Source organism: Xenorhabdus sp. PB61.4 (genome assembly GCF_963894935.1).
Taxonomy (GTDB): Bacteria; Pseudomonadota; Gammaproteobacteria; order Enterobacterales; family Enterobacteriaceae; genus Xenorhabdus; species Xenorhabdus stockiae.
Genome location: NZ_CAWQJR010000073.1, coordinates 1 through 5,092, shown reverse-complemented (window position 1 = coordinate 5,092; position 5,092 = coordinate 1). Strand labels below are relative to the sequence as shown.

1 protein-coding gene is annotated in these 5,092 nt (G+C 51.0%); it reads right to left on the bottom strand.

Going from position 1 to position 5,092, the window contains the following annotated elements:
• Window positions 1-5,092, bottom strand: a 5,092-nt coding sequence (locus AACX68_RS05200) for a non-ribosomal peptide synthetase (RefSeq protein ID WP_228860759.1), incomplete at both ends; no start/stop codon positions are given.

Below are 5,092 nucleotides of genomic sequence, written 5' to 3'. Positions count from 1 at the left end.
CAGAGCAGTATACAGATAATTCACCACCCGACGTGGATCGACGCTGTTCACTGCCTGAACGACCAGTGTAAAACCGTCCCCAAAATCATCCACCGACAGATCCAGCGGATACAGATAATTCACCACCCGACGCGGATCGACGCTGTTCACTGCCTGAACGACCAGGGCAAAATCGTCCTCAAAATTATCCACCGACAGATCCAGCGGATAGTTTGACCACTCTTCAGAAGCCAACGAACGAATACCTTCCCAGCCGGGTTTATCCGTGGAATCTGACGAACCGTGGGACGAAGTATGGCGATAGTTAAGCAGGGCACTGAATAACGGCTGGGGAGGTGTAACACCACTGCAACGCTGGGCGAGAGCGAGTGGAAATTGTTCATGTTCCAGCAGGTCAGCCAGATCTTTTGCCGTTGCCTGAACCACTTCAAGTACCGTGTGATTGTTCAGGGAGATTCTGACCGGCAGGGTGTTGATAAACATCCCCACCACCTGATCGGCTCCTGTGGTGCCTTGCAGCCGTCCCGACAATACCGTGCCGAACACCACGTCATCACGCCCGCTGGTATGGGCCAGCACTTGTGCCCACGCGACATGGAACAGCACACTCGGGCTGATCCCCAGTTGGCGGGCCAGTGTGCGGAGAGTTTGCGACAAAGTTGCTTCCAGCGACAGTTGTGCTTCTGTCACATCGGTGCCATTCCCCTGTACATTAAGCAAACCGAAAGGGGCGGTGGGTTCATCAACCCCGGCCAGTCGCTGACGGAAGTAATTCTCGTGCACTGAAGCGGGTACACTCAGCGTCTGGGCAATAAAATCGCGGTACGGCAGTGGCACAGGCAGGGATTCCTCTCGTCCCTGTAAGACTTGCTGGATTTCATCCATGATTAATTCCAGTGTCACATGGTCGCTGACCAAATGATGGAAATTCAGCGTTAACAGCCATTCGTCACTGTCCGGATCATGGGTGGTACTGGCAGCGAACAACGGAGCCTGACTGATATCCAACCGACACGGCATGTTTGCCTGTAATTGTGCCGGGATATTCTCTGCTGATGTAGGAATGAACGGTATTACAAACAACTTCGCCTGCCGCCAGACCACCTGTACAGGTTGGCTCAATCCTTGCCAGCAAAAAGCTGTCCGCAAAATATCATGGCGATCGATGACCTGTTGCAGCGCCGCAAGGAAAGCATCCAAACGCGAGCGGGTATCAAAAGCCAGTATGCTGTTTGACAGGTAAGCATCGCCACTTTCCTGTAACTGGTGATGGAACAGAATACCTTCCTGTAAAGGGGAGAGGGGATAGATATCCTGTACGTTGGCGGCACCATCGGGAACAGTTGCAACAATAATATCAATTTCTTCTTGTGACAGTGTCACCAAGGGTAAGAGATCAGGCGTAATGACAGTACAATCGGCAGAAATGCGATTGGGTGGTACCACGGAATCAGGTATGTTTTGCTGGGTCTGTATTGTCTGCGCCATATCTGTAAGTCGTGGTGCTGAAAAGACGCTACGTACATCCAGTGCGTATCCCCGGCAGCGCAACCGTTCAATCAGGCTGACCGCGATCAACGAATGCCCGCCCAGCTCAAAGAAATGGTCGTGACGTCCGACTCGTTCCAGCCCCAGTAATTCCTGCCAGATTTCTGTCAGTGCCGTTTCCACCTCACCCACTGGTGCTTCATAGTTTCGGGTAATGACCGCTGACTGTTCGTGTGCGGGGAGAGCCTGACGATCAAGTTTGCCGTTCGGAGTCAATGGGAAAGCATCTAAGATAACAAAGGCACTAGGAAGCATAAATTCCGCCAGATGCTGCATTAATTGCTGACGTAATTCTGCCGGGATAAGCTCAACACCGGGCTGAGGTAAGATATAGGCAATCAGCCGCTTCTGCGCGCCAGTACTTTCGTCTTCACGAGCCAATACTACTGCTTCGTGTACACCGGGACATTGCAATAACTGACTCTCGATTTCTCCCAGTTCAATGCGGAATCCCCTTAGTTTGACCTGAAAATCATTACGGCCTAAGTATTTAATATTACCATTCGGTAACCAGCTACCCAGATCGCCGGTTTTGTACATACGGGCCTCTGGCTCGGAGGAGAATGGATCGGGCAGAAAACGTTCGGCAGTCAGTTCAGGACGGTTGAGATATCCTCGGGCTACACCTATGCCCCCGATATAAATTTCACCGGCCACACCCAAAGGAGCAAGTTGACCAAAGGGATCAAGAATATAAATTCGGGTATTAGCTATCGGGCTACCGATAGGCGGTGCTATATCGTCCTGACTATTACACTGATAAGTAGTTGCACAAATCGTAATTTCGGTCGGTCCATATCCATTAATCATGTTCCGTCCCTCAGACCAGCGTCTGACTTGCGAAAGTGGGCAAGCTTCACCAGCTGTGATCAGCGTTTTTAATGTGGTAGGGAGGGTATCCATCGCCGCTAATGCAGTGGGTGACAGCGTCAAATGCGTGATGGCATAGGTTTCTAAAGTTCTTAACAGGGCGGCACCGGGCAGGATATCTGCGCGCTCAGCAAGATAGAGGCTGGCTCCACTCAGCAAAGCCATAACACATTCGAAAATACAGGCATCAAAGCTGTGTGAAGCAAATTGCAGGACACGGTCGGTCGGTTCTGCTGCCAAAATATCCAGATGAGACAAGGCTAAATTGCAAAGGCTGCGATGTTCAATCATGACTCCTTTCGGTTGACCGGTTGAACCGGAGGTGTAAATCACATAGGCCAGATGGCGTGAATTAAGCCCGCATGCCCGACGATCAGGGTTTGTATCTGGCATGTCATCAAGAGCATATAAAGTAGGCTCGTCAAACAGGATAGTTGGTAATTGATTATCCAGTTTTTCCGTCAGGGCGGATTGAGTGAGAAGAACGGCAGGAGCCGCATCATTGAGCATATAACTCAGGCGGTCCTGCGGATAGGCCGGATCGAGGGGAACGTAGGCACCACCTGCCTTCAGAATAGCCAATAATCCTACGACCATGTCCGGACTACGTTCAACACAAACAGCGACACGATCATCCGGTTTTACACCCAGTTTAATTAAATAATGGGCGAGTTGGTTGGCCCGGCGATTGAGCTCGTCGTAGCTCAGTTTCTGTTCTTTGAACACGACAGCGATAGCTGTTGGAGTTTCTATCACCTGCTGTTCAAATAGTTCATGGGTCAGAGTAGCCTGCGGGAAATAGGTCTGCGTGTTATTGAACTCGACCAGTAATTGCTGACGTTCAGACACCGGTAGAATAGGCAGCTCCTGCACGAGCTGCCGGGGATCAGTGATCAGCGCATGAATCAATTCGCTGATCGCTGTGTGCAAGTAATTAACTATTCGTTCAGCATCTATTCCGGTTACAGACTGGGCTACCAGAGAGAAATCTTCCCCTGAATCATCTACCGCGAAGGCTAGGGGATAATTTGTTCTCTCCTCTGATACCAGCAGACGCACGTCTTTCAAAATAGAATTTTCGATAGAATCTGATGAGTTGTGACGATAGTTAAATAAAACATTAAACAGAGGCATGGGAGGGGGGACGTTGCTGCAACGCTGAGCCAAAGCTAACGGAGCCTGTTCATGAGTCAGCAAGATCGCCAGATCTCCTGCGGTCGCCTGCACTACATCCAGCACACTGAGATTTTTCAGGGATATTCTGACCGGCAGAGTGTTGATAAACATCCCCATCACCTGATCGGCCCCGGTTGTACCTTGCAGCCGTCCTGACAGTACCGTGCCGAACACCACGTCATCACGCCCGCTGGTATGGGCCAACACCTGTGCGCAAGCAACATGGAACAGCACACTCGGGCTGATCCCCAGTTGGCGGGCCAGCGCGCGGAGGGTTTGCGACAAAGTAGCTTCCAGCGACAGTTGTGCTTCCGTCACATCCGTACCATCTGCCTGTACATTAAGTAAACCGAAAGGTGCTGTGGGTTCATCAATATCCCCAAGTCGCTGACGAAAATAGTCCTCATGCTCCGAAGCCGGTACGCTCAGCATTTGGGCAATAAAGTTGCGGTATGGCAGTGGTGCAGATAGTGACTCGACTTCGCCTTGTAATAATTGCTGAATCTCGCCCATGATCAACTCTAGTGTTACATGGTCACTAACCAGATGATGAAAACGCAGTCCCAGTAACCATTCGTGACTGTCAGGATCATAAACGGTACTGGCCGCGAACAAGGGCGCCTGAGTGATATTTATGGGGATGACAATATGCGCCTGTAATTGCGCTGGGATGTTCTCTGGCGATGTCGGGATAAAAGGAGTCACCGGTAAGCGCGTTTGCCGCCAAACCACTTGTACTGGCTGACTCAGTTCCTGCCAACAGAAGGCGGTACGCAGGATATCATGGCGGTCTATCACCTGTTGCAGGGCCGTAAGGAAAGTCTCCATACGCGCTTGGGTATCAAAAGCCAGCAGGGCATTCAATAAGTAAGCATCACTGTTTTCCTGTAACTGGTGGTGGAATAAAATACCTTCCTGCAAGGGCGATAGCGGATAGATATCCTGTACATTAGCCGCCCCGCCGGTTACCGTCGCAATGATGGTGTCAATTTCGGTTTGTGACAGCGTCACCAGTGGCAGCATCTCAGGCGTAATAGCTGTGCATTCATCGGGAATGCGGTTGGGTGGGATCAGAACCGGTGGAGTATCTATCCCTGTCTGTATTGCCTGCGCCATATCTGCCAGCAACGGTGTGGCAAAAACGCTGCGTACTTCCAGTGAATATCCACGGTTGCGTAATTGTTCAATCAGACTGACGGCAATCAGCGAGTGCCCGCCCAGTTCAAAGAAATGGTCATGACGACCGACACGCTCTAATCCCAGTAAATTCTGCCAGATTTCCGATAATGTGGTTTCTACATCGCCCACAGGTTCAGCATAGTCACGTGTTATCACCGCAGACAGATCCGGCGCAGGTAGTGCATTGCGGTCAAGTTTACCGTTGGGGGTCAGCGGGAAAGTATCTAACATGACAAATGCACTGGGTAGCATATAGTCTGCCAGATGCTGAGTGAGATACTGCCGCAGTTTGGTTGGCATCAGTTCAATATCCGGCTGA